Origin of the sequence: Salinibacterium sp. NSLL17 (assembly GCF_015864935.1) — a bacterium.
GTDB lineage: Bacteria > Actinomycetota > Actinomycetes > Actinomycetales > Microbacteriaceae > Rhodoglobus.
In genome coordinates this window covers 800,239-825,150 of record NZ_JADYWH010000001.1, presented here as the reverse complement: position 1 = coordinate 825,150, position 24,912 = coordinate 800,239, and the positions used below count along the sequence as shown (strand labels likewise).

25 protein-coding genes are annotated in these 24,912 nt (G+C 60.8%); 8 read left to right on the top strand and 17 right to left on the bottom strand.

The genetic code is table 11. From position 1 onward, the window contains the following. Positions 1-4: 4 nt before the first annotated feature. From I6E51_RS03990 to I6E51_RS03980, 3 genes are read right to left on the bottom strand one after another with little or no spacing between them, the layout of a single operon-like run. Positions 5-817, bottom strand: a complete 813-nt coding sequence (locus I6E51_RS03990; protein WP_307783797.1) for an SURF1 family cytochrome oxidase biogenesis protein — start codon at positions 815-817, stop codon at positions 5-7. Beyond that, complete coding sequence (locus tag I6E51_RS03985) at positions 814-2,541, bottom strand: glycerol-3-phosphate dehydrogenase/oxidase (protein WP_197109501.1); 1,728 nt, start codon at positions 2,539-2,541, stop codon at positions 814-816. The genes I6E51_RS03990 and I6E51_RS03985 overlap by 4 nt, the downstream gene beginning before the upstream one ends. A gap of 40 nt (positions 2,542-2,581) precedes the next feature. Continuing rightward, positions 2,582-3,703, bottom strand: coding sequence for a GuaB3 family IMP dehydrogenase-related protein (locus I6E51_RS03980; protein ID WP_197106402.1), 1,122 nt, complete (start codon positions 3,701-3,703; stop codon positions 2,582-2,584). 81 nt (positions 3,704-3,784) lie between these two features. Here I6E51_RS03980 and I6E51_RS03975 point away from each other — a divergent pair, with 81 nt between their 5' ends. The 3 genes from I6E51_RS03975 to I6E51_RS03965 are packed head-to-tail and all read left to right on the top strand — an operon-like array spanning position 3,785 to position 6,142. Beyond that, on the top strand, positions 3,785-4,387 hold the full coding sequence (locus I6E51_RS03975) for a TetR family transcriptional regulator (protein WP_197109500.1): 603 nt from the start codon (positions 3,785-3,787) through the stop codon (positions 4,385-4,387). Between the two features lie 25 nt (positions 4,388-4,412). Next, positions 4,413-5,327, top strand: coding sequence for an ABC transporter ATP-binding protein (locus I6E51_RS03970; RefSeq protein WP_197106404.1), 915 nt, complete (start codon positions 4,413-4,415; stop codon positions 5,325-5,327). After that, entirely contained in the window at positions 5,324-6,142 is an 819-nt protein-coding gene (locus tag I6E51_RS03965; protein ID WP_197109499.1) for an ABC transporter permease subunit, read from the top strand. Before I6E51_RS03970 ends, I6E51_RS03965 begins: the two co-directional genes overlap by 4 nt. A 120-nt stretch (positions 6,143-6,262) precedes the next feature. Here the strand turns inward: I6E51_RS03965 and guaB are convergent, their stop codons facing one another. Then, positions 6,263-7,765 (bottom strand): IMP dehydrogenase, encoded by a 1,503-nt coding sequence (gene guaB, locus I6E51_RS03960; RefSeq protein WP_197106406.1) that lies wholly within the window; start codon positions 7,763-7,765, stop codon positions 6,263-6,265. Between the two features lie 281 nt (positions 7,766-8,046). On the opposite strand from guaB, the gene I6E51_RS03955 reads away from it, so the two are divergent. From I6E51_RS03955 to I6E51_RS03940, 4 genes are read left to right on the top strand one after another with little or no spacing between them, the layout of a single operon-like run. Further along, positions 8,047-9,327: a branched-chain amino acid ABC transporter permease gene (locus I6E51_RS03955; protein WP_197106407.1), complete on the top strand. Its 1,281-nt coding sequence runs from the start codon at positions 8,047-8,049 to the stop codon at positions 9,325-9,327. 9 nt (positions 9,328-9,336) lie between these two features. Beyond that, complete coding sequence (locus I6E51_RS03950) at positions 9,337-10,317, top strand: branched-chain amino acid ABC transporter permease (RefSeq protein WP_197106408.1); 981 nt, start codon at positions 9,337-9,339, stop codon at positions 10,315-10,317. Then, the gene (locus I6E51_RS03945) at positions 10,307-11,281 is read left to right on the top strand and encodes an ABC transporter ATP-binding protein (protein ID WP_197106409.1); all 975 of its coding nucleotides are present in this window, start codon (positions 10,307-10,309) and stop codon (positions 11,279-11,281) included. The genes I6E51_RS03950 and I6E51_RS03945 overlap by 11 nt, the downstream gene beginning before the upstream one ends. Next, on the top strand, positions 11,278-12,015 hold the full coding sequence (locus I6E51_RS03940; RefSeq protein WP_197106410.1) for an ABC transporter ATP-binding protein: 738 nt from the start codon (positions 11,278-11,280) through the stop codon (positions 12,013-12,015). The genes I6E51_RS03945 and I6E51_RS03940 overlap by 4 nt, the downstream gene beginning before the upstream one ends. Positions 12,016-12,386: 371 nt before the next feature. On the opposite strand, the gene I6E51_RS03935 is transcribed toward I6E51_RS03940, so the two are convergent. The 5 genes from I6E51_RS03935 to groES form a co-directional block, all read right to left on the bottom strand. Further along, on the bottom strand, positions 12,387-13,658 hold the full coding sequence (locus tag I6E51_RS03935; protein WP_197109498.1) for an ABC transporter substrate-binding protein: 1,272 nt from the start codon (positions 13,656-13,658) through the stop codon (positions 12,387-12,389). Positions 13,659-13,828: 170 nt separating this feature from the next. Continuing rightward, positions 13,829-15,088, bottom strand: a complete 1,260-nt coding sequence (locus I6E51_RS03930; RefSeq protein ID WP_197109497.1) for an ABC transporter substrate-binding protein — start codon at positions 15,086-15,088, stop codon at positions 13,829-13,831. Between the two features lie 130 nt (positions 15,089-15,218). Next, the gene (locus tag I6E51_RS03925) at positions 15,219-16,505 is read right to left on the bottom strand and encodes an ABC transporter substrate-binding protein (protein ID WP_197109496.1); all 1,287 of its coding nucleotides are present in this window, start codon (positions 16,503-16,505) and stop codon (positions 15,219-15,221) included. A 55-nt stretch (positions 16,506-16,560) separates the two neighbouring features. Beyond that, a complete protein-coding gene (gene rarD, locus I6E51_RS03920) occupies positions 16,561-17,505 on the bottom strand; it encodes an EamA family transporter RarD (protein WP_197109495.1) in 945 nt (314 codons plus the stop codon). Positions 17,506-17,643: 138 nt separating this feature from the next. Continuing rightward, positions 17,644-17,940 (bottom strand): co-chaperone GroES, encoded by a 297-nt coding sequence (groES, locus tag I6E51_RS03915; RefSeq protein ID WP_197106415.1) that lies wholly within the window; start codon positions 17,938-17,940, stop codon positions 17,644-17,646. A gap of 123 nt (positions 17,941-18,063) precedes the next feature. Between groES and I6E51_RS03910 the strand changes: the two genes are divergently transcribed. Beyond that, positions 18,064-19,254, top strand: coding sequence for a class I SAM-dependent methyltransferase (locus I6E51_RS03910; protein ID WP_197106416.1), 1,191 nt, complete (start codon positions 18,064-18,066; stop codon positions 19,252-19,254). Between the two features lie 53 nt (positions 19,255-19,307). Here the strand turns inward: I6E51_RS03910 and I6E51_RS03905 are convergent, their stop codons facing one another. The 8 genes from I6E51_RS03905 to I6E51_RS03870 all read right to left on the bottom strand — a co-directional run bounded on the left by I6E51_RS03905 (position 19,308) and on the right by I6E51_RS03870 (position 24,908). Then, complete coding sequence (locus I6E51_RS03905) at positions 19,308-20,216, bottom strand: DUF4190 domain-containing protein (RefSeq protein ID WP_197109494.1); 909 nt, start codon at positions 20,214-20,216, stop codon at positions 19,308-19,310. Positions 20,217-20,291: 75 nt separating this feature from the next. Continuing rightward, on the bottom strand, positions 20,292-20,570 hold the full coding sequence (locus I6E51_RS03900) for a DUF4190 domain-containing protein (RefSeq protein ID WP_197106418.1): 279 nt from the start codon (positions 20,568-20,570) through the stop codon (positions 20,292-20,294). A 100-nt stretch (positions 20,571-20,670) separates the two neighbouring features. Next, positions 20,671-21,780, bottom strand: a complete 1,110-nt coding sequence (tsaD, locus tag I6E51_RS03895; protein WP_231599846.1) for a tRNA (adenosine(37)-N6)-threonylcarbamoyltransferase complex transferase subunit TsaD — start codon at positions 21,778-21,780, stop codon at positions 20,671-20,673. Then, entirely contained in the window at positions 21,780-22,271 is a 492-nt protein-coding gene (gene rimI, locus I6E51_RS03890) for a ribosomal protein S18-alanine N-acetyltransferase (protein ID WP_197106419.1), read from the bottom strand. Before rimI ends, tsaD begins: the two co-directional genes overlap by 1 nt. Beyond that, positions 22,268-22,888, bottom strand: a complete 621-nt coding sequence (gene tsaB / locus I6E51_RS03885; RefSeq protein ID WP_197109493.1) for a tRNA (adenosine(37)-N6)-threonylcarbamoyltransferase complex dimerization subunit type 1 TsaB — start codon at positions 22,886-22,888, stop codon at positions 22,268-22,270. Before tsaB ends, rimI begins: the two co-directional genes overlap by 4 nt. Then, positions 22,872-23,444 carry a tRNA (adenosine(37)-N6)-threonylcarbamoyltransferase complex ATPase subunit type 1 TsaE gene (tsaE, locus tag I6E51_RS03880; RefSeq protein ID WP_307783796.1) on the bottom strand — a complete coding sequence of 191 codons (573 nt, stop codon included), beginning with the start codon at positions 23,442-23,444 and terminating at the stop codon, positions 22,872-22,874. Before tsaE ends, tsaB begins: the two co-directional genes overlap by 17 nt. Further along, positions 23,441-24,541 carry an alanine racemase gene (gene alr, locus I6E51_RS03875; RefSeq protein ID WP_197109492.1) on the bottom strand — a complete coding sequence of 367 codons (1,101 nt, stop codon included), beginning with the start codon at positions 24,539-24,541 and terminating at the stop codon, positions 23,441-23,443. Before alr ends, tsaE begins: the two co-directional genes overlap by 4 nt. Beyond that, complete coding sequence (locus I6E51_RS03870; protein WP_197106422.1) at positions 24,534-24,908, bottom strand: holo-ACP synthase; 375 nt, start codon at positions 24,906-24,908, stop codon at positions 24,534-24,536. The genes alr and I6E51_RS03870 overlap by 8 nt, the downstream gene beginning before the upstream one ends. Between the last annotated feature and the right edge of the window lie 4 nt (positions 24,909-24,912).

The following is a 24,912-nucleotide window of genomic DNA, read 5'->3' as shown; positions in this document are numbered from 1 at the left end:
GGCTCTAGTCTACGGCCGCGTCAGAGCTGCGAGCTTCGCGCTCCTCTTCCCACACATCCCGCACAAGGCGGAACCAAAGGAAGACGGCGAATCCCGCGAACACTACCCATTCAACGGCGTAGAACACGTTGAGCAGGTTGAGCGAAACCTCGGTCGATGGCGGGGGCGAATCAATCGTCTCGAGACCTGCGGGAGCATCGAAGCTGATGACATATCCGCCGTAGGTTCCCGCCGGAACCTCTGACCACAGGTTCACGAGTTCAGAGACAGCGAGTGCGCTGCGCTCCCCCTCTTCAAAGTCAGACTGTTGGGGCGACTCGGTTGGCAGCAGCCTTCCGGTGATCGTCAGCGTGGTCGCCATCGTGTCGAAATCAGCGATAGCGGATGCCGCGGCATCCGCCGACTCGGCCCAGCCCAACGCGATGGCGATACTCGCACCGCTCGGTTCGACTCCATGAGCGACGACCCAGTAGCCCATTCCTTGGCTGTCGTTGTTGCGGTCGGAGAGGATGACGTAGTCGCCCGTGATGAGCTCAGCCGTGAGCGTGACCGTTTGACCTGTCGTGAGGTACGACAGCGGTTCTTGGGCTGTAGCGACCGAATCGAGTTCGACGACGCTCTCGCTCTGTTGCGCGGTGATCTCGCCACCCTCGAGGCTGCGGCTGAGCTGCCACTGGCCGAGGGCTGCGAAACTGGCGGCAATAGCGAGAGCCAAGACGAGGGCGCCGATCCAGCGCGGTCGACGCGCGATTTCCCACATCGTCGCTGGCTCAGTGCTGGGGGCTGGCGTGCTCAGGGGGGAATTGCTCGTACTCACTCGCTAACAATATCTGGTGCTGCGAGGCGAACCCTGTCAGCCGACTCGTCGTCGGGCTGCTTTTGGCTCGCCAATTCTGCGTCGACCCGCTGTAGGTAGCGCTCAACTTCCGTCTGAGTACGGGCTTTATCCCACCCCAGCACACCAGCCATGAGTTCTGCCGCGACGGGCGCAGCGGAGACTCCGCGATCCCATGCCTCAATCGATATACGTGTGCGGCGAGCCAGCACGTCGTCGAGGTGAAGCGCGCCTTCGGCACTCGTGGCATACACGATTTCGGCTGCGATGTAGTCGTCTGCACCGGGGAGCGCTTCGGCCAGACTTGGCGTCGCGCGCACAAGCTCAAGCACCTCGGTGGCGAGCACACCGTAGCGGTTGAGAAGATGTTCGACGCGCGACTTGTGCACGTCGTAACTGCGCGCGAGGGCGGCGCGCTTGTTCCATGCAGCCCGGTAGCCCTCCGCCCCGAGCAGTGCGACCTCTTCGGTGATGCTCGGCGAAATCTTGCCGTCGAGAGCGTCGACCGCGGCATCCACAGCGTCCTTGGCCATGATGCGGTAGGTCGTCCACTTGCCGCCGGCGACAACAACGAGACCCGGAACGCTGTGGGCAACAATGTGTTCGCGGCTGAGCTTCGACGTGAGGTCTGACTCCCCCGCGAGCAGCGGGCGGAGGCCAGCATAGACACCTTCGACATCATCACGGGTCAGCGGAACGGCCAGTACTTTATTGACATGCGCCAGCAAATAGTCGATATCGGCCGCCGTGGCAGCGGGATGCGCTTTGTCGAGATCCCAGTCAGTGTCGGTGGTGCCGATGAGCCAATGACGGCCCCACGGAATCACAAAGAGCACGCTCTTTTCGGTGCGCAGCAGCAGCCCCAGCTTCGACTGGAAACGATCGCGCGGCACCACGAGGTGCACCCCTTTGGACGCTCGCACCTTGAACTGGCCACGCGTACCGACCATCGCCTGAGTGTCATCGGTCCACACTCCGGTGGCGTTGACAACCTGCTTGGCGCGAATCTCAAACTTCTCGCCCGTCTCAAGATCGTGCGCCAGCACACCGACAACCCGCTCGCCGACCTTGACAAAATCTTCGACCCGAACACGGTTCGCAACGTGAGCGCCGTAGAAGCTCGCGGTGCGCGCGAGCGTCGATACATAGCGGGCGTCATCGACTTGAGCGTCGTAGTACGTAAGTCCGCCGCGGAAGGCATCAGCGCGCAAGCTCGGCGCCGCCCGCAGCATCTGGCCGCGCGTCAGGTGACGGTGATGAGGCACTCCGGGAGGTCGCCCACCCGTGTAACTCAGAAGATCGTAGAGCAACATTCCGGCACCGATATATAGCCGCTCAAAGATCGGCTTCGTCACCGGATAAAGAAATCGCACCGGCCGCACGAGATGAGGAGCAAGACGCTGCAAGAGCAAGCCACGCTCCTTGAGCGCTTCGCGCACCAGCCGAAAGTCGAGCTGTTCCAGATAGCGGATGCCGCCGTGCACGAGCTTCGATGACCGGCTCGACGTGCCCGAGGCCCAGTCACGCGCCTCAACCATGCCGACGTTGAGGCCGCGCGTCACGGCATCCAAGGCACTACCCGTGCCAACGATGCCGCCACCGATCACGAGGATGTCGAGTTCGGTGTCGCGCAGCGCCGCAATGGCTGCTGTTCGTTGCTCAGCGCTCAGTGGCGCTGTCGGGGCAATCGATCGAAGTGTGACCATTGTTTTCCTCCAGCGCCAGTTGACGTGAACGTGGGTTTAGCTACAGCGGATTGTACGGAGCAACAACAACATCGACCCGTTGGAATTCCTTGAGGTCGGAGTAGCCGGTGGTGGCCATCGAGCGACGCAGCGCACCGATGAGGTTCGACTGACCGTTCGGGTGTGACGATGGCCCGTTGAGGATTTCTGCGAGAGGAGCAAGCTGCCCAACTTCGACACGGTTTCCGCGGGGAAGTTCGGAGTGGTGCGCCTCTTGGCCCCAGTGGTAACCGCCACCAGGAGCTTCGGTAGCGCGGGCAAGGGTGCTGCCGAGCATGACGGCGTCGGCGCCGACGGAGATCGCTTTCACGATGTCGCCACTGGTGCCGAGGCCACCATCGGCGATGACGTGAACGTAGCGTCCACCCGACTCGTCCATGTAGTCGCGGCGGGCGCCAGCAACATCGGCAACCGCTGTTGCCATGGGAGCGTGGATGCCGAGGGCAGTGCGCGTGGTGCTGGAGGCTCCGCCACCAAATCCGACGAGCACTCCGGCGGCTCCGGTGCGCATGAGGTGCAGTGCTGCGGTGTAGGTTGCGGCACCGCCCACGATCACGGGCACGTCGAGTTCGTAAATGAATTCCTTGAGGTTGAGCGGCTCAGTCGTCTTGGAGACGTGTTCGGCACTCACAGTCGTGCCGCGGATGACGAACAGGTCGACTCCGGCATCCACCACTGTTTGGTACAGCTCTTGTGTGCGTTGCGGGCTTAGTGCGCCAGCGACGGGCACTCCGGCTTCGCGGATCTCGGCGAGACGCTGAGTGACAAGCTCGGGCTTGATCGGCTCGGCATACAGCTGCTGCATCCGTGCGGTCGCCTGGTCGGCGGGCAGCGAACGGATTTCTTCGAGAACGGGTTCGGGGTTCTCGTACCGGGTCCAGAGCCCTTCGAGGTCGAGCACTCCCAGCCCGCCGAGCTTTCCCATCGCAATTGCTGTTGCTGGCGAGACCACGGAGTCCATCGGAGCAGCGATCACGGGGATGTCGAACGTGTAGGCGTCAATCGTCCAGCTCACCGACACATCACGGGGGTCACGCGTACGGCGCGACGGCACAATAGCGATGTCATCAAAGGAGTAGACGCGGCGAGCGCGCTTGGCGCGGCCAATCTCGAAATCATTCACTTCTCCAGCCTACCGCGCCGAGGATTGGGTGGAACCTGTCCACCATTGACAACCATTAAACAACTGTTTAGTTTGTTAAACATGCGTTCAAGATCGGATGACTCCACCACCAAAGCCCGCATCCGTGACGCCGCAATTCGGCTCATCGGGCATAACGGGTTCGCCGCAACGAGCGCCCGCGCCGTAGCAACGGAGGCCGGCGTGAGCGCTGGCCTGGTCATCCACCACTTTGGAAGCATGCGCGAACTCAAAGCCGCGTGCGATGACTTCATCATCACGGAGGTCACCCACCGCAAAGCGGGACTGGGCGAAGGAGACGTGAGCGCGGCAGTAAGCGAGTGGTACGCCGACCTCGCCACCTTCGAGCCCTGGCTTATCTACCTGGGCCGCCTCTTCACCGATGACTCTGTCGCGGGCGCCGACCTCTTCGACCGCTTTGTCGAGATGTCCCACACGATGCTGCGCGAGGGAGTAGCCAGCGGCGCCATCACGCCAACCGCCGACGAGCACGCCCGCGCTGTGCTCCTCGTCACCCACAGCCTGTCGACACTCACCCTGCAAAGCCACATCGCTCGCAGCCTCGGCAGCAGTCACTTCAGCCTCGACAGCCTCAGCCGCATGGGCAATGCCGCCCTCGAGCTCTACACCCACGGCATTTACACCCCCTCAACCACTCCCTCCTAGGAAGGACCGGGCTCCGGCCCCACCCATGACTTACGCCATAGAAACCCACGCGCTCACCAAGCGCTACGGCAGCAATAGTGCCCTCGACGGCCTCGACCTCGCCGTCGAAACCGGCAGCGTGTTCGGCATGATTGGTCCCAACGGCGCCGGCAAGACAACCGCCATGAGGCTACTGCTTGACATCATTCGCCCCACGTCCGGCAGCGCCACGGTGCTCGGCAAGTCCCCCATCGCTGGCGGTGCTGCGCTGCGCCGCGACATCGGATTCCTGCCGGGGGAACTGCTCCTCGAGGGCCGCATCACTGGCCGCTCACTACTCAAGCACTACGCCGCGATCAGCGGCCCCGTCGCGCCCGGCCGCATCGACGCGCTCTCTGAGCGTTTAGGGCTCGACCTCACCCGCCACGTACGCACTCTCTCCAAAGGCAACAAGCAGAAGCTGGGGCTCGTGCAGGCCTTCATGCACGAGCCGAAACTTCTCGTGCTCGACGAACCTACGAGCGGCCTCGACCCTCTGGTGCAACAAGAGTTCCTCTCGATGGTGCGCGAAGCCCAACACAATGGCCAAACGGTGTTCCTCAGCTCTCACGTCTTGAGCGAAATCCAGAACGCTGCCGATCAGGTCGCGGTACTGCGCAACGGCACCGTAGTAAAAGTCGGTGACGTTGCCAGCCTGCGAGCGAGCGCCATTCGCCGCGTTGTCATTGACTTCACGGATGCCGCAGCCGACGACATCCGCACGGCATTGATTGCGCTGCCTCAACTAGACAATCTCGCCGTCACCGCTGGCGATGTGGTGCAAGTCACCGGCACGGTCGAGGGACACATCGACGCGCTCGTCAAGGCGATCGCCCCGTTCCACGTGGTCGACCTTCGGGTTGAAGAGCAAGATCTCGAATCGTCAGTCATCGATCTCTACTCGAATGAGGCAACCAAATGAGTCAGCCCACGAGCGCCAGCTTTCTCCCGCTCACTCGCCGCAATCTCGCTGATTCTTGGCGTGGCCTGCTCGGCTGGACTGCCGGAGTTGCCGGCGCGATATTCCTCTACGTTCCGTTGTATTCGTCGTTCTCGGGCGAGAACGCGGGCTTCGATGAGGTCATCAAATCGATTCCCGAGGGGCTTTCGAGCACTCTCGGTTTCGAGGACCTCACGAGCGGCGCCGGCTATGTCCAGGCCACGTTCCTCGGCCTGATCGGATTCGTTCTGTTCACCATTGCCGCCACGCTGTGGAGCTCGGCCGCAATCGCAGGCGACGAAGAATCGGGTTCGCTCGAGCTCACTCTCGCCCACGGCGTCTCCCGAGTGCAGATCATGGTCGAGCGCAGTCTCGGCGTCATGCTCCGACTGCTGTGGCTCAGCATCGTCTCGGCGCTGTTGATTCTCGCGCTCAACGATTCCTCGGGAATCGACCTCGAGCCTGCCCACGTGGTCGCTGGATGCGCGGCGCTACTCGGTATGGGAGTGCTCGCAGCCAGTTTCGGCCTCGCCGTCGGCGCCATCACCGGTCGCCGCGCCTTCGCCTCCGCCGCTGCGGCCGGAATCTCCCTGCTGGGCTACATTCTTAACTCGCTCGGCAACCAAAGTGCCGATGTCGAATGGCTCCACAACCTCTCCCCGTACCACTGGGCGTTCGGCAATTCACCGCTGAGCGAGGGAGTCGACGGGGGTTCCCTCGGCCTCATCTTCGGCATCTCGGCCGTTGTGCTCGCGCTCGGCGGAGTCGTCTTCAACCGCCGCGACGTCTCCGCTTAAGGGCGCACGCACACACCTCCCTTCACGACAGAAGGCCTGCTGGAAGCAATTGCTCCAGCAGGCCTTCAGCGTCTCTCGCTCACTCATTTCCGGGCGCAATGGCCAAGACGAGTGCGCGTGTTAGCGACGGTAGTTCGGCGCCTCAACAACCATCTGGATGTCGTGGGGGTGCGATTCCTTCAAGCCTGCGGCGGTAATCCGCACAAACTTGCCCTTCTGCTGGAGCTCCTCAATGGTGCGAGCTCCCGTGTAGAACATCGACTGACGAAGACCACCGAGCAACTGGTACATGACGGTGGAAACGGGGCCACGGTAAGGAACCTGGCCCTCGATGCCCTCAGGGATGAGCTGGTCATCCGACGGCACATCAGCCTGGAAGTAGCGGTCGCGCGAGTAGGACGTCTTTTTGCCTCGCGTCTGCATGGCGCCGAGCGAACCCATTCCGCGGTAGCTCTTGAACTGCTTGCCATTGAGGAAGATGAGGTCGCCGGGGCTCTCATCGGTTCCGGCGAGCAACGAACCGAGCATGACGGTCTCAGCACCGGCAACGAGTGCCTTGGCGATGTCACCGGAATACTGGAGGCCACCATCAGCGATGACCGGGATGCCGGCCTCACGCGCTGCGAGTGACGCTTCGTACACGGCGGTCACCTGCGGTACTCCGACACCGGCCACGACACGGGTCGTGCAGATCGATCCGGGACCAACGCCGACCTTGACGGCATCCACCCCTGCATCGATGAGCGCTTGAGCACCCGCGCGAGTAGCAACGTTGCCGCCGATGATGTCGATCGCGTCAAACGACGAGTCAGCCTTGAGGCGACGAACGATATCGATCACGCCAGCGGACTCGCCATTGGCGGTGTCGACCACGATGAGGTCAACACCAGCATCGCGCAAGCGTTCGGCGCGCTCCCACGCGTCGCCGAAGAAACCAATTGCCGCTCCGACGCGCAGTCGTCCTTCTTCGTCTTTAGTGGCGTTGGGGTATTGGTCGGTCTTCTCAAAGTCCTTGACGGTGATGAGACCACTGAGCTTGCCTGCGTCGTCGACGAGAGGCAGCTTCTCGATCTTGTGCTTGTTCAGGAGGGCGATAGCGCCCTCGCGGTCGATGCCGACTGGAGCGGTCACGAGCGGCGTCGTCGTCATGACGTCGCGCACGAGCACCGAATCCATATCTTCTGGCTCGATGAACCGCATGTCACGGTTCGTGATGATTCCGACGAGTGTTCCGTCTTCTTCCACGACAGGAAGACCAGAGACACGGAACTGGCCACAGAGGGCGTCCACTTCGGCAACAGTCGCTTGTTGCGTAGTTGTTACCGGATTGGTAATCATGCCCGATTCGCTGCGTTTGACCTTGTCGACGTAGGCCGCCTGATCGTCGATCGAGAGGTTGCGGTGAAGCACCCCAAGACCACCGTTGCGGGCCATCGCAATGGCCATTCGAGCCTCGGTAACCGTGTCCATTGCCGATGAAATAAGCGGCGAAGACACCCGGATTCTGCGGGTGAGACGTGAACTGGTGTCAGCATCGCTTGGAATTACATCGGTGTGCCCGGGCAAAAGCATTACGTCGTCATAGGTGAGGCCGACGAAGCCGAAGGGGTCTGGCTGTTCCATGTTAAATCTTCCTTACGGCGGGAGCGCGAAACCGGTGATCTTGTGTTAAATCTCCGGCCAATCAATATTAACGGGTTTCATGCCAGAACATTCCCCCGCATAATGGCTTCACCGCTTTGTACCCGACAAGCATTTGTATGTCGGACCGCAATCGGCCGGTGTCGTCATTGCCGTCGACACGTCAGAACCCGCTGGGATTCTTGATTCCGGCTGGGTCCCTTCCTGGAGGTCCTGTGAACACAGCGGAATATCGCCGCACGCGACGGAAAAATAGACGAGGAGTGCTTGTAGCACTCATTGTTGCTCTTTCTGCCGCCTTCTCTCTGATGGCCATGCCTGCAATGGCCGACGAGGTTAACGTCGACGAATACGACAACAGCATCATCGGTAACGTCAAGCTCGAGAGCGTGGCGCTAGAGGGTGTACTTCTCACCATCTCTGGCGGCGGCTACGAGGTTGAAGTAGCCACGGATGCTGATGGTCGTTGGAAAGTCGGCGTTCCCGACGGTGACGAATTCACTGTCACGCTCAACGAAGACACGCTGCCCGAGGGCATTGCGGTAATCGACGAGGTAGGCGACGACGACACTCCCAACGTCAAAGAGGCGATGATCGGGCCCAGCGGCTCGACCGTCATGAACTTCTTTATCGGCCGCGGTGAACGCAACGTCACGAGCTTCTTCGATCAATTCGTTGAACGAATCGTCAATGGCGTGAACTTCGGACTGATGCTCGGCCTCGCTGCCATCGGCATCTCGCTCGTTTACGGAACCACCGGGCTCTCCAACTTTGCGCACGCAGAAATGGTGACCTTCGGTGCGGTGATGGCACTCATTGTGTCGGTCGACCTCGGTTGGCCCGTCTGGATAGCGATACCCCTTGCCGTGCTCCTCAGTGCCGGCTTCGGGTGGTCACTCGATGCCGCGCTCTGGAAACCGCTGCGCAAGAAGGGCGTCGGTATCGTTCAGCTCATGATCGTGTCAATCGGTCTGTCGCTGGCACTGCGCTATACCTTCCAGTACTTCCGTGGAGGAGGAACCGAGCAACTGCCCGGCTCCGACTCCCCCGATATTCCGCTCTTCGGATCGGTATCGCTCAGCCAGACCAACATGATCAGCATGGTCATCAGCATCGTCGTGATCTGTATCTTCGCGTGGTGGCTCGTCAAGACCAAGATCGGTAAGGCAACTCGCGCCGTCTCCGACAACCCGTCGCTGGCAGCGGCATCCGGAATCGACGTCGACCAGGTCGTCCGTGTGGTGTGGATCCTCGCTGCAGCCATGGCCGGCCTTGCCGGTGTGCTGTGGGCCTACTTCCGCCCCGGCATCCGCTGGGACATGGGAGCGCAGATTCTGCTGCTCGTCTTCGCAGCGGTGACCCTCGGTGGACTGGGCACAGCATTCGGTGCGCTTGTCGGCTCGATCATCGTCGGCGTTCTTGTTGAGACGTCTAGCCTCTTCATCCCATCCGACCTGAAGTATGTGGGTGCGCTCGGCGTGCTCATCATCGTCCTGTTGTTCAGACCACAAGGCATCTTGGGTCGCAAAGAGAGAATAGGTTAGGGGCCGCTCATGGATATTCTGCAAATTCTCTCCAACACCGGGTCATCACTGATTGCACCGGCAACGATCGGATACGCCCTTGCGGCGCTCGGACTCGCCATGCACTTCGGGTTCACCGGTTTGCTCAACATGGGTATGGCCGCCTTCATGGCGATCGGCGCCTATGGCTACGCGATCTCGATCCTCACCTTCGGTTTTCCGTGGTGGGGCGGCATGCTCGTCGGTGTCGGTGGCTCGCTTGTCTTCGCCCTGATCCTCGGTATTCCTACCCTGCGACTGCGCGGTGACTACCTGGCGATCGTGACCATTGCGGCCGCCGAGGTTGTGCGTCTGTTGTTCCTGACCACGACGTTCGACAAGTACACCGGCTCTGCCGATGGACTGAGTGGCTACCACGAGAGCTTCCGTGCGTTCAACCCGATTCCTGACGGCACCTACGGCTTCGGCCCGTGGGAGTACAACGCCAACGGCTGGTGGGTTCGCATCTTCGGAATCGCAATTCTGGCGCTTGCTGCCTTCATCCTCTGGGCTGTCATGCGCAGCCCGTGGGGTCGAGTGATCAAGGGAATCCGTGAAGACGAGGATGCCGTGCGCGCCCTCGGTAAGAACGTGTTCTCGTACAAGCTGCAGTCGCTCATGCTCGGTGGTGTCTTCGGTGCCATGGGTGGAATCATTTACGCCCTCCCGGCCTCGGTGAACCCCGGCGTGTATGTCACGTCGCTCACGTTCTTCGTCTATACCGCGTTGCTGCTCGGTGGAGCTGCAACGATCTTCGGACCGATTATCGGTTCGGTGATCTTCTGGGGTGTGCAAACCCTCCTGAGCAACCTGCTTCCCGCCATGGTCAACGTCGGCCTCTTGCCGTTCATGACCACGACGCAGTCGCAGACGGTGCGTTTCATCCTTGTGGGTGTGGCACTGATGTTGCTCGTGATCTATCGACCGCAGGGCATCCTCGGCAACAAGAAGGAGCTGACCTTTGTCAAGTAATGACGCATCGGCTGCGCCGGTGCAGCGAGCAAAGACAACCGGACTCCACAAGGGTGACATCGTTCCTGGTGTCGCCAAGGTCGACCCGATCATCATCGCTGACGGAATTCGTCGAACCTTCGGTGGCCTCACCGCGGTGAACGTCGACCACGTCGAGATCCCCCGCAATGCGATTACCGCGTTGATTGGTCCGAACGGTGCCGGTAAGACGACGCTGTTCAACCTTCTGACCGGCTTCGACAAGCCCGACGAAGGCAAGTGGACTTTCGATGGCCACTCGCTTGCCGGAATGGGCGCGCACAAAGTGGCCGGCCTCGGTCAGGTGCGCACGTTCCAGCTGACGAAGGCCCTCGGGCTCTTGACGGTTCTTGAGAACATGAAACTCGGCGCGAAGGATCAGATCGGGGAGAATATTTTCCGCGCCATGATCCCCAGCCTCTGGCGCAAGCAAGAAGCCGAGATCGAAGAGCGCGCAATCGTTCTACTCAAGAAGTTCAAGCTCGACGCCAAATCGTCTGACTTCGCCGCCAGCCTTTCCGGTGGTCAGCGCAAACTGCTCGAGATGGCTCGCGCCCTCATGAGCCAGCCGACGCTGGTGATGCTGGATGAGCCCATGGCCGGTGTTAACCCCGCGTTGACTCAGTCGCTGCTCGACCACATCCTCGACCTGAAGGAAGAGGGCATGACGGTGCTGTTCGTCGAGCACGACATGCACATGGTGCGTCACATCGCCGACTGGGTAATCGTGATGGCTGAAGGTCAGGTCGTTGCTGAAGGTCCCCCGGATGAGGTCATGAAGAACCAAGCCGTCATCGATGCGTACCTCGGTTCGCATCAGGATGTCGACTTGGGAATCGTCACGGGCCGCATCGAAGGCGAACTCAACACTGAAGCGATCGAACTCGCCGCGGAGGTCAAACACCTCGACGAAAACATCGCTAACCGCAAGGAGACCGGCAAGTGAACGCAATCCCTACCGAGAATGCGGTTGTCCACGTCAAGGACCTGACCGCAGGGTATCTGCCCGGCGTCGACATCCTCAACGACTGCAATTTGGTCGCTAACCCGGGTGAACTGATCGGAATTATTGGTCCGAACGGTGCCGGCAAGTCGACCCTGTTGAAGGCAATCTTCGGCCAGGTACAGGTGCGCGGCGGATCAATCACCCTCAACGGTGACAACATCACCGGGCTCAAAGCAAACAAGCTTGTAGCGCGCGGTGTTGGTTTCGTTCCGCAAAACAACAACGTGTTCCCGAGCCTGACGATCGAAGAGAACCTTCAGATGGGGCTGTACCAAAACCCCAAGATCTACGATGAGCGTCTCGAGTTCGTGACCGGCATTTTCGCCGAGTTGAAGTCGCGCCTCAAGCAGCGCGCGGGTTCACTCTCGGGTGGAGAACGCCAAATGGTCGCCATGTCTCGCGCACTCATGATGGATCCGCACGTTCTCCTTCTCGACGAGCCGTCTGCTGGACTCTCGCCAGTGAAGCAGGATGAGGCATTCATCCGCGTATCGGAGATCAACAAGGCCGGCGTGACCACGATCATGGTTGAGCAGAACGCACGTCGTTGCCTGCAAATCTGTGACCGCGGCTACGTTCTCGACCAGGGCCACGATGCCTACGAAGGCACCGGGCGCGAGTTGCTCAATGACCCCAAGGTTATTGGCCTCTACCTCGGAACCCTCGGCACCTAGCCACCAGCACTTCGCAGCACCTGATGCCCCGCCCGGATTCGTCCGGACGGGGCATCACTGCGTTAAGGGCGACCCTCTCATCCGCTCCGCAGCTCAGCTTCACGGCTCGCCATAGGGCTAGAGAGCGCCACGCTGCCCGCTAAGCCGCGTTTGCACCCCTCGGCGGGTTGATATTCACGCACAGCCCTTTCGCGTCCACACGACGGCTCCTGACGCTGTTTCAGGTTTGGTTCACCGCTAGTGACTTCCGTGAAAGAAATTCAGCACAACATCCGAACGCTGGGCGCACGAAAAAGGCCCCAACCCGGTGAGGGTTGGGGCCTTTCTCTGAGCTAACTTACGTTCTCTATGAGAGTGACTCTCGGAGAGATTTAGTAAGCGCTGTAGGTGTTGTCTTCACCGTACTGGTAGATACCAACCTGAGCTTCGGTGGGGTCACCGAGCTCATCGAAGGTGATCGGACCAGAGATGCCGTCGTAGTCAGCTACGCCGCCACCGTTGATGATTTCTGCACAGTCAGCGAAAGTGGTGCACTTCTCGCCGTTGCCCGAACCACCCGATACTTCCTGAAGCTTCTCAGCGATTGCTGCGGAGTCGGTTGAACCGGCTGCGAGCGATGCGAGAGCAAGAAGGATTACCGAGTCGTAGGACTCTGCTGCATAGCTGAACTCTTCGAGCTCAGGCTGTCCGGATTCGACCCAGAAGTCGTTGACGGCCGACGTGAAGTCAGCAATCGTGTCGACGCTCAGGCCGGGAAGAGTTCCCTTGGCGCCCTCGAGGGTTCCAGTAGCAAACTCATCACCGAAGTTGGCGAGGTTACCGTCTACGAAGTAGAGGTTCTCGGCCGGGAAGCTGCTGACGATGCTCGGGAGCATGGTCGAAACTTCTTCGAACGTGATCAGTGCGATGGCGTCAGGGTCCGAAGCAAGAACTTCAGAGATCTGAGCATCGAACGTGGTGTCACCGGTGTTGTAGGTGGGCTGTGAAACAACTTCACCACCGGCGGCTTCGAATGCTTCCTGCGTGTAGCCGGCAAGACCGGTTCCGTAGGAGTCATTGAGAACGATCATGCCGAGGGTCTCGTGACCATCGCCAGCGATCAGGTTACCGAGAACCTCACCCTGAAGCACGTCGGAAGGAGCGGTACGGAAGTACAGGCCCTTGTCGTCGTACGTTGTGAATGCGGCCGAGGTGTTTGCCGGCGAGAACTGGATTACTCCAGCGCCAACAACCTGGTCAATGAACTGAAGCGAAACACCCGAGGATGCTGCACCAAGAATTGCGGAAACGTCTTCACCGAGCAGGCGAGGGATTTCAGTCTCGTATGCCTTGTTGTCGGTGTCACCGGAGTCGCCCTGAATGAGGTCGATCTGGATGCCAGCGTCGGCTTCGTTCACCTGTGACGCTGCGTACTCGGTTCCTGCGATCTCGGGCGGGCCGAGGAATGCGAGGTTACCGGTTACGGGCAGTGCCGTTCCAAGCTTGAGGGACAGTTCGCCACCCTCGGATCCAGTGGAGGTTTCTCCACCGTCAGTAGCACAGCCAGCCAATACCAGTGCGCTTGCACCGACGATTGCGAGACCGCTCAACAGGGTCCGCTTGGACCGTGATGGGGAGGCCGTAGCCTTCGCGAATACGCTCATGTTGCTCCTTGCGTTTCGAATGTGTTCAGGAATCAAATGTGGCACTACCGTGTCACCACACTGTCAAGCTATGCCCACCCGGCACATCCGCACAATACGTCTGTACTACAGCCTTGTAACGCTCTTGGGAATCGTTACCATTCGTAGACTTTGAGAAACAAGGGCGTTTCTCAGTTAATCCGGGTGTACACGTTGTCGCTACCGTACTGGTAAATCCCAATGATGGCGCCCTGTGGATCACCATTGTCATTGAGGGTTATCGGGCCTGAAACACCGTCGTAATCAACGGTGCGCCCATCGAGCACAATCTTCGCGGCATCCGCAAATGTTGTCGCCACTTCGCCGTCACCACTGCCACCGGAGACCTCTTGCAGCTTGCTCGAGATTGCTTCTCCCGAAATTTTCTGCGAGGCCAAGGCCGCCAAGCTCGCGAGGATGACCGCGTCATAGCTCTCAGCGGCGTAGCTGAAGTCCTTGAGGCTGGGGTTGATTTCCAGCAGTCGATCGGTGAAGTCCGAGATCGTCGAAACATCAAGCCCCGGATGCGTCACGATGGAACCGGTCAGGCTGCCCGCCGCGAATCCCGAGCCACGCTCGCCGAGCGATAGCCCGGTAAAGAAGAGCTGGTCGCCCGAGTAACCCGCAGCGATGAAAGCCTTGGCAATCTTCTCGGAGAGCTTTGAACCCACGATTGCTACGGCATCCGGTTTGGCTGCGATCGCTCGATCGATCTGCTCATCGAGATCGATAGCGCTTTCATCGATCATCTCTTGCGAAAGCAATTCGCCACCACCGCGCAAGAATGCCTCGCTCAAGGCACGCGGGAGAAGCGGTTCACACAGGGTGTCCTCGGAGAGGATCGCGATTGATCCCTCACCAATTCGCTCTGCCATCTCATTGCCTAATGCGGTGCCTTCGAGCGCGCAGGACGGCGAGGTGCGCCAGTACAGGTTGTTGTCACCGTAGTTGGAGAAGTCAGGAGAATCGTTCGCCGGCGAGATCTCGACAACGCCCGCTTCCGTGATCTTGTCGATCACTTTCTTGGAAATACCGTTGGAGAGTCCGCCGATAATCACTGTTGCGCGAGCAGCGAGCAACTCCGTGACGGCATCCTCAGCGGTCGTTCCCGTGGAGTCGCCGGAATCAGCCGACTCCACGTTCACCGTGAGCTTGGCATTGGCGTCATTCACATCTTGAGCAGCCAATGCGATCGCAGCAGACACTGCCGGACCGAATTTGTCGAGCGCTCCCGACTCGGGCACCAGGGCTCCGACGGTGAGAGTCAAATCTTTGGGCGCAGGGGTCTCTTCAACCGGCGCCTCGGCCGAGCATCCGCTCAACACAAGGGCCGCAGCGATAACGCCTGCAACTGCCGTGAACCCGCGACGGGTTCGCAACGACACGCGTGATCCATAGGGCATGGATGTCATCACAGTCGCTCCTATCTACCACCCCCAACAGAGAGCGGCATTGTTACGGTACTGGCCAATGCTGAAAAGAAGAACTCAGAGCGGGCCATTTATGGGCACAATCTCGCCCCCAATCCGGGCGGCACTCGACCTAGCCGACGATTGAGCCAGTCTTATAGACGAACTTATTTTCGCCGTCATAAGTGTAGTAACCCCAGAATGCGGGCTCTACGTTGCCACCAGGAGTGAAGTTCACGGGGCCAGAAACACCGTCGTAGTCGATGTCGTTCGTGGTCTTGAGCACTTCGAGGCATTCCTCAAAACTCAGACATTTCACACCGCTTTTCGAGACATCGTAAAGCGAACCGGCGATGGCCTCACCCGCATCGTCCCCCGCCACGATTGCAGCGAGCGCCGCCACCATCGTGGCGTCATACGCTTCGGCCCCGTAGCGGTAGGTTGTCAACTTTGAGTTGGTGGCCTTGAGCGTGGCGGTGAAGGTCTTCGACGGCTGAACTCCCTCAATCACCCCGCGAACGCCCTTGAGCGTGCCGTTCTTGAACGCTTGCGAATAGTCGCCCGTGTTCAGCGAGGTGAGCCAGAGCTCCGAACCCTTGTACCCCGCAGCCACGATCTTCTCGATTGCCGCTTTCGTTGCTTTCTCAGCCTCATAAGTCGACCCAATCACCACGATGTCGGGTTCCGCCTTTTTCAGGCTGGCCGTAATCGTGTCGAACTTCGTCGTTGCACTCGTAAAGACCTCATCCGCGACGAGTTCCGTGTCGTACTCGGCGAGCGCCTCGACGAAGGTATCGTGCAGCGCTGCACCCTCGTCGTCGTCGACATAGACAAAAGCGATTCTCTGGGTTGTGTCGCCGCCAGCCAATGCCTCAGCGAGCGCATAGCCCTGCTGGTCGTAGGCCGGGATGGTGCGGAAGAAGTAGCCGTCATCAAAAACGTCGTCGAGACTCGACAGCGTTGCGGCGGGCGAGATGAGAGGGATCTTCGCGTCTATCGCCAACGGCATCGCTCGCTGCGCCAGCACCGACGATGACGGGCCGATCACCACGTCGACATCCTTTGACACCAGGGTCTTGAAACCTGATTCCAGCTTCGTGTTCTTAGCCTCGCCCGAATCGACCGCCACAATCTCGACAGGCTCACCGTTGACTCCCCCGGCAGCATTTATTTCTTTCACCGCTGCCGCAACACCCGCTTTTTGCGCTGCAGCCAAGAAGGAGAACGTGCCACTGGTGGGAAAGACCGTTCCAATACGAAGAACGCCATCGCCCGTCGGCGTCACGACCGGAGCGGGAGTTGCCGTCGGCGTTGATGCCGCAACCGGCGTTGCCGACGGCGTCGGTGAACTGCACGCTGCGAGAGCCACAACGATAGTTGCCGCCACAATCACACGTCGAGTCGTGCGAAACCTCGTCATTGATTTACCTCTCTCGGTGCCCAATCTCGGGCGATCACGCACCTTCAGAGGAATACTACGGTGCGCCCGGAGCTTCAGCGGCTGAACCGAGCCGCGTACGAGAAGAGTGCCGAAACAGGTCATACGTAAGAATGGCGAGCGCCACCCAGACGATCGCGAAGCCCAACCAGCGCTCTGGCGGCATCGCCTCATGGAACACAAAGACGCCAACAATGAGTTGGAGGATCGGTGCCAAGTACTGGGCCAAGCCCATATAGGTGAGCGGCAACCGCCGCGCTGCAGCAGCAAACAGAATCAACGGGATCGCGGTGATGGCACCCAAAAAGAGCGTCAAAGTGAGGTGTCCCGGGCCCGCAGTGCCCGCCGCGAGCTGCCCGTTAGCCGCAAGAACGAGCAGAACAACGATCGCAACCGGCGTCAGAAAGGCGGTCTCGACGGCGAGGCCGCCCACGGCATCCGCCTTCGGACCCACGCTTTTCTTCACGAGCCCATAAAGACCGAAGCTGAAAGCGAGGCCCAACGCGATCCACGGAAAGCTGCCGTAGCCAATGGCCAAGACGAGAACAGCGAGCGCGCTGATCGCAAGGGCAACCCACTGCAGCGGGCGAAGTCGCTCGCGCAACACGAGCACCCCGAGCAGCACCGTGACAATCGGGTTCGTGAAATAGCCGAGAGCAGCCTCAACAATGTGGCCGTTCAGGCTCGCGTACACATAAATGAGCCAGTTGACGACAACAAAGGCGCCGCCCAAGCCCAACATCCAGAAGGTACGACGATCGCGGACGATCGCCATGACCCGTGCGTATCCCCGCGTGACCACCAGAAGTGCCGCGCAAAACACCAGCGACAGCACGATTCGCCACGCGACAATCTCGATCGCTCCCGACTCTTTGAGCGAGAAAAACACGATCGGCATCGCGCCCCACAGGACGTAGGCAGAAATAGCAAAGCCGAGGCCGCTAGGCGAGACGCGATCAGTCGCCGAAGAAGTGGAGGTCACTACTAAATCCTAGGGTCGGATGCTGCCCATGAAAGCCACCAGGAACGACGAAAGCCCAGAGCCGAGGCCCTGGGCTTTCGAAACGCCTCACCGCGAACGGGAGACGAGAAAGTTAGTTTCGCGTGAGCGAGAGACTACTTAGCGAACGATGACAGCGAGAACGTCGCGAGCCGAAAGTACGAGAAGGTCTTCTCCGTCGTACTTCACCTCGGTTCCGCCGTACTTGGAGTAGATGACCTTGTCACCAACTGCGATGTCGAGCGGCACGCGGTTTCCGTTGTCGTCGATACGACCGGGACCTACAGCGACTACTTCACCCTCTTGGGGCTTCTCTTTCGCAGTGTCAGGAATGACGAGCCCAGACGCGGTGGTCTGTTCTGCATCGACCTGCTTGATAACAATGCGATCTTCGAGCGGCTTAATGGACACCGACACGTTTGACCTCTTTCTAAAGTGCTTGGGCTGGCACACTCCGTACGGGAGTGCCAGATCAACTATACGGCTTGGTTGGCACTCGATCAACGTGAGTGCCAATACGGATGCGGATACGGTTAGAGAATGAATCAGAGCGAATTGCGCGAGCTACTTTCAGCCGAGGGCCTTCGCCTCTTGGACTCGCTGCCGACCTGGCACTCGAGTGACGAAATCGTGCGCACCGTCGCCGAGCTTCGCAAGGCCGGCCACAGCCCCGGCCTAGTTGCCGCCGTGCTGAGCCAATCCAAACTTCGCGCGAAAGCGGCCAGCAAGTTTGGCCCGTTTGCCGACCGGATGCTCTTCACCGAGGCTGGCCTCGAACAAGCAACTCGCCTTTCCGTTGCCGCCCAGCACGCCGGTCGGTTCTCGAAGGCCGGCGTGAAATGGGTGGCCGACCTCGGCTGCGGCATTGGAGCGGATGCGCTCGCCATCGCGGCCCTCGAGATCAACGTCACCGCCGTTGAGCGTGACGAAACCACCGCCGCCATTGCCAGCTTCAACCTCGCGCCGTGGAGCAACGCTCAGGTCGTTCATGGCGACGCCGAAACCGCCGACCTCGCTGGCATCGACGGCGTGTATCTCGATCCTGCTCGCCGCGACGCCCGGGTTCGCCTCACTAACCCCGCCGACTGGACGCCCTCCCTCGACTTTGCGTTCGGACTTGCCGAGCGCTACCCCACCGGCATCAAACTCGGCCCCGGAATCGACCGCGACCTCATCCCCGACACCGCCGAAGCCCAGTGGATCTCTGTTGGGCGCGAAGTTGTTGAGCTCGGACTCTGGTTTGGGGCTGTCGCCCGCCCCGGCATCCGGCGAGCAGCCCTCGTGATCGGAGACCACGGCACCGCTGAACTCACGGCAGCCGCTGACAGCGAAGACGAACCCGCGGGAGAGCTCGGGCAGTTTCTCTACGAACCCGACGGCGCTGTCATCCGCGCGCGCCTCATCGGGGATCTCGCACGACAACTGAACGGGCGCATGCTCGACACTTCAATCGCCTACTTCAGTGCGGATGCCGCTGTCGCGAGCCCGTTCGCCACCTGCTTCGAGATCGTCGAGGACTTCACTCTCGACAAGCGCTCACTCAAAAAGGAACTGGCGGCGCGCAAGATCGGCACCCTGGAAATCAAAAAGCGCGGGGTCGATATCGACCCCGCGACTTTTAGAACGTCACTCTCGCTCAAGGGCGAGAACAGCGCGACCTTGATTCTGACGCGCGTTGCTGGCAAGCGGCGCGCACTGCTTGCGCAGCGCGTCACGCCAACGCCGGCCTGAGACTAGGCAGCTCGCCGCAACGGGTGAGCGAGAAGCTCAGCGGAGAGTGGCGATTAGAAGCGGTAGTCGTTTCCACCCATGAGCATGAACGGCAGAAAGAATACCGCTGCGACGACGAGCCCAATGATGATGCTCAGCCCGACTCCGACATAACCCGTGATGAGACCGGTCAACCAGAACGGCCGGGCATACTTCTGCTTCTTCTGCGCTAGATGTCCGAGAACTACGGCTGCTGCGGCAGGCAGGAGTCCCATACCGACGAAGGTCAACAAGACACCCACGATTCCGGTAACCATCGAGGCGATCGACAGGCCCTGCGGCGGACCGGCAGGGACTGGCGTATATGGCGCCTGACCGGGGGTGGCGCCGGCTGCATAGCCGGGAATTGGGGTTCCGGTCGGGGCAGAGTAGGGATCATTAGCGGCTGCAGCGGGTGGTGTTACCGCGGGCGAAACAGCGCTCACGGCGTCGCTCGCTGCGGGGGCAGCCGGGGCGGCCTTGGGCGCTGACGATACCGGCGGGACACTTGATCCCGTGCTGCTTGCGGTCGGCGCAGCAGACGCGGACGCAGCCGTTTCATTTGCCTTGGCCGTCTTAGCCGCTGCAGTAGTGGCCGCGGTCGTCTTAGCGGCGGCGGCCTTCGTGGCTGCAGCTTTCGTCGTGGCAGCCTTGGCCGTCGTCGACTTCGCAGTGGCGGCCTTCGTCGCCGTAGCCTTCGTTGTTGAGGCCTTAGCGGTTGCGGACTTAGCTGGAGTGTTCTTTGCTGCACTGACCTTGGGCCCGGCGGTTACCTTGGCCGCAGAAGTCGATTCGGATGCGGTGGTCGACTTGGCGGCAGGCGACTTCTTCGCTGCGGGCTTCTTAGCTGAGGGAGTGGCCTTCGCCAGGGGCTCGCCGGAAGTTGAGGACGCGCCGGGCGTTGAGATCGACGGAATTGAGTCGTCTGAGTTGTTGGTAGCCATGCGCACACTTTAGCAAGACTCTCCCCACAGAAAAGGGCCCGCACTCGCGTGCGGGCCCTTTTCGTGAGTTGCTACTTAGTACGAGGTTCCTACAGCGCCGAGAGTGACGACGAAGCCAATGGCGAGGAAGAGGAAGACAACGAAACCGAGGTATCCGAGGACGAGGCCGATGATGGCGAGCACGTTGCCCTGCTCACCCGTCTTCTTGATCTGGCTCAGGCTGATGTGCCCGAGGATGATGCCGACGAGGCTGAGGCCGAGAACCGACGTCACGAGGGAGATGATCGAGAGGACGTTCCATTTGGCAACCGGCGCGCCTGCGGGCGATGCGGCGTAAGGCGTGGGTTCTGACATGACGAAGGTCTCCTTTGGTGATGATGCCGAAACCGGCGCACCTATATTCTCAGCCTGAAAGAAGCCTGTCAACGCAGCACCCCCAGATTTCTCGCCAGCGTTACGCCTGAATTTGGGTGACCGGGAGCGTCGAATCAGCACTAAAGCCCAACGTTGAGGGTTCTTTGCTTGCCATAATCAGCTGGGCGCCCAGCGCTGCGATCATCGCCCCGTTGTCGGTACAGAGCGACAACGGCGGAATGCGCAATTCGATCCCTGCCTCCGCGCAACGCTCCCGAGCGAGCTCGCGAACTCGCGCATTCGCCACGACTCCGCCACCGAGCAAAAGGCGAGGAACTCCGCGATCGACACACGCTGAGACGGCCTTGGTGAGGAGAACATCAACGACGGCCTCGCGGAAGCTTGCCGCGACATCCGCAATCGAAAAATCGGTACCCGCGTCTTGCTCGCGCTCAACCCACCGAGCAACCGACGTTTTGAGGCCCGAGAACGAAAAATCGTAGCGGTGACGGTCAACGTCTTTGGCATGGGTGAGTCCCCGCGGAAAACGGATCGCCTTCGGGTTGCCTCCCACCGCCACACGGTCGATGTGCGGCCCGCCCGGATACGGCAAGCCGAGCAAACGCGCGACCTTATCGAAAGCCTCGCCCGCAGCATCGTCGATCGTCTCGCCGAGGAGCTCAACATCAGAGACCAGGTCACGCACTTCGAGCAGCGACGTATGGCCGCCAGACACCAACAGCGCGATCGTGGGAAGTTCAATCTCAGTTCCATCGTCACGCAAAACATCCGCGCCGACGTGGCCCACCAAATGATTGACCGCATACAGCGGTTTACCCGTGGCCACCGCGAGCGCCTTCGCCGCCGCGACTCCGACCATGAGCGCGCCTGCAAGCCCCGGACCACTCGTGACCGCGATCGCATCTAGCTCTGACAACTCAACGCCGGCTTCGGCGAGCGCCTGCTCCAACGCCGGTTGCATCGCCTCGAGGTGCGCGCGGGCCGCAACCTCCGGCACCACTCCCCCGTAACGGGCATGTTCATCCATCGAGGATGAGATCACGTTGGCTAACAAATGGTTGCCACGCACGATACCGATGCCGGTCTCGTCGCAGCTCGTCTCGATACCCAACACAAGGGGATTCGTGGTGTTGGCGGGAAGCTGTCCCGAAAGGGGAGAGCGTGCTACCGCTGGCACTGAATTCGTCATCATGCGCCCACCGCCGGTGAAAGCTTGGGTTCAGGAATAGTGAGTCGCATCACGATGGCATCAACCCCATCCGGTTGGTAATAGTTCGGTCGCACCGCAATACGCTCGAACCCGAGCGAATCGTACAAACGCTGCGCAGAAGGATTGTCGTCGCGAACCTCGAGAAAGAGTTCGCTCGCTCCACGATCACGAGCTTCCACCATGAGCGCATGCATGAGCGCCCGGCCGATGCCCTGGCGGCGGGCATCCGAAGAAACAGCAATCGTCTGGATGTCCGCTTGCGGCGACCGAAAGGGTGACCGTAAACCTGCATAGGCCGTCACCACCGTGGGCTCCCCCACCGGATGCGCGATCACGTAGTACCCGTGGTTGTCACGAATCTCGGCACGCATCATGTCGCTCGACCACGCGTCGTTTGCGAACTCGCTGTGCTCGATGGCCATGATTCCATCGAGGTCGCTCTCAGTAGCGCGGCGCAATTGCCAGCTCATGCGGTCACTCGTTTCGGCCCTGCAGAGAGCGTGATGTCTGGCGAACGCAAGTAGAGCGCTTCTTCGCCAGCGAAGGGGCGATTGTGTTCGCGCAGCAGAAACGCAAGGCGAGCCAGGTTCGAGGCCAGCACAGGCTCCGAGTCCCTCAGCTGAAAGTGGTCGAAATTCGGAACGCTCGCGGCGAGCGCGGCGGCAGGGGCGAGCGCGGGTCCAGCAACGCGCACGGGCAAGCCCGCGGCATCCGACCCTTCATAGGTCGACCAGTAAAGTTCTTTGCGACGGGCGTCGGTCGCCACAACGATCGGTTCCGTTTCGCCAAGGGCAATCGCGTCGTGGGTCACAACGGGCAGCACAGGCACGCCAGCGCCGAACGCAAACGCTCGAGCCGCCACGATGCCCACCCGCAGACCGGTAAAGGGCCCTGGGCCCATTCCCGCCACGACACCGGTCAGGTCGGTTACAGCGCACCCAGCGTCGGCAATGCAGCCGTGGATGAAGTCGCCAACCACTTCGGCGTGCTTGCGAGTATCTGATGAATTACGTTCCGCATGCACCACACCCTGAGCGTCAACGATCGCGACACTCGTGCCCGCCGAGGTATCAATCGCTAACAGCATTAAGCCACTCCATGTCTGCCCACCTCGGGCCGTTTCCGGTCACGGTAACGGTGCGTGGTTCGATTGCTTCTTCGGCAAAGTCATCGGTGTGATCGATGGCGGCACTGTCGCAGCCTGAAGCGGGATTCTCATCTGCCGCCCCAGCACCCACCGGGCGCACAATATCGACCGTGAGCCAGCTCTCACTCACTCCATCGAGCAGGCCTGCACCCCATTCGACAACGACGATGGATGCCTCAAAGTCGATGTCGAGGTCGTCGAGTTCAACGGCGCTACCGAGGCGGTACGCGTCGACGTGCACGAGCGGAGGCGCCTCGGTGTGCGAGACTTCTGCTCCCGAGCCGTCGAGTCGCGGATGCGTGCGCGCCAGAACAAAAGTGGGGCTCGTGACCGTGCCCCGGATGCCGAGAGTCTCCCCGATCGCCCGCGTCAGCGTTGTCTTTCCCGCGCCAAGTTCACCATTGAGCATCACCAGATCACCGGCCACGAGTTGCGCGGCAATAACGGCCCCGAGCTCGGCCATGCTGTCGGGAGAAGCGATTGTCAGAGTGGTCACGACTCATACCTGCGGGTAACACGAGAACCGATGCGGGTCACGATTTCGTAATTGATGGTGTCAGCGGCCGCAGCCCAATCATCCGCTGTCGGAACTGACTGTGCTGGGTCACCGAAAAGAATTGCCCGGTCGCCGACCGCAACGTTCGCATCGCCCATATCGACAACAATCTGATCCATCGCAACTCGCCCCGCGACCCGACCAACGACACCGTTGATGGAGACTGGCCCGCGATTGGAGGCGTGACGAGGAACACCATCGCCGTAGCCAAGCGGCACAAGCGCGAGCGTCGTGTCCTGCTCGCAGCGATAGGCATAGCCATAGGAAACCCCAGAACCGGCCGTAACTCGCTTCACCGACACGACAGGAGCGCTGAGAGTCATTGCCGGCACAAGGCCAAGAGCCGCGGCATCCACGTCGCCGGCGGGCGACAGGCCATAGCTGCTGATGCCGACACGAACGAGATCAAACCGGGCAGAAGGATGTTTGATCGCGCCCTCTGATGCGGCCAGGTGGCGCAGCTCGGGGCGGAGCCCTACCGACTCTGCCATGGCGACCGCGGCCGAGAACTGCTCAATCTGGTCAGCGTCGTGCTCGGCGCCCGCATTGGCGAGGTGACTCCACAGACCCCGCACGCGAATGCGACCCGCGAGCTCGTGAACAACCGCCGCTTCGAAGAACTGGTGCCACTCTTCAAGGAAGGCGCCATTGCGATGCAAGCCTGTATCGACTTTCAAATGCACGAACGCAGTATCGGATGTCGCGGCAACCTCATGCAGCTGCTCGGTGCTGCTCACGCCGAGGTCGATGTTCGCGCGAACCGCTTCGCCAAACGCTGCCCCCGGCTGGTGCAACCACGCCAGCAGCGGAGCGTCGATGCCGGCGCCGCGCACGCCAAAGGCCTCGGTCAGATCAGCAACGCCGAGCCAGTCGGCGCCTCCCGCGAGAGCCGCACGGGCACTCTCGATAGCACCGTGGCCGTACCCATTGGCTTTGACAACAGCCATCACCTGCACCGGCGCAACGAGCGCACGCAGGGTCTCAACGTTGTGAGTGATGGCCGCCGTGTTGATGGTGGCGAGTCGAAGATCAGCCATGGTGTGCCTCCGCGATGACATAGGCGATCGCGATTCCGGCGTCGTGACTCATCGACAGGTGCACCGAGGTGATTCCGCGACGTTCGGCAATGGCTTTGGTCGAGTTGTGGAGCTCAAGCGAAGGATTACCGAGCTGATCGGAAACCACCCGCATGTCGTGCCAGGTCACTCCGGAAGAGTCGCCGAGCGCCTTAATGAGTGCTTCTTTCGCCGCAAAACGCCCCGCTAGCGAGCGCAGGGGGCGAGGTTTGCCATCCTTGAGCTGTTCGCTCTCAGAGAACAGGCGCGATGTGAGGGTCGGTGTGCGCTGCAACGCTCGCTCGAAGCGGGCGATATCGACGACATCCACACCGATCCCCACAATCACGGTG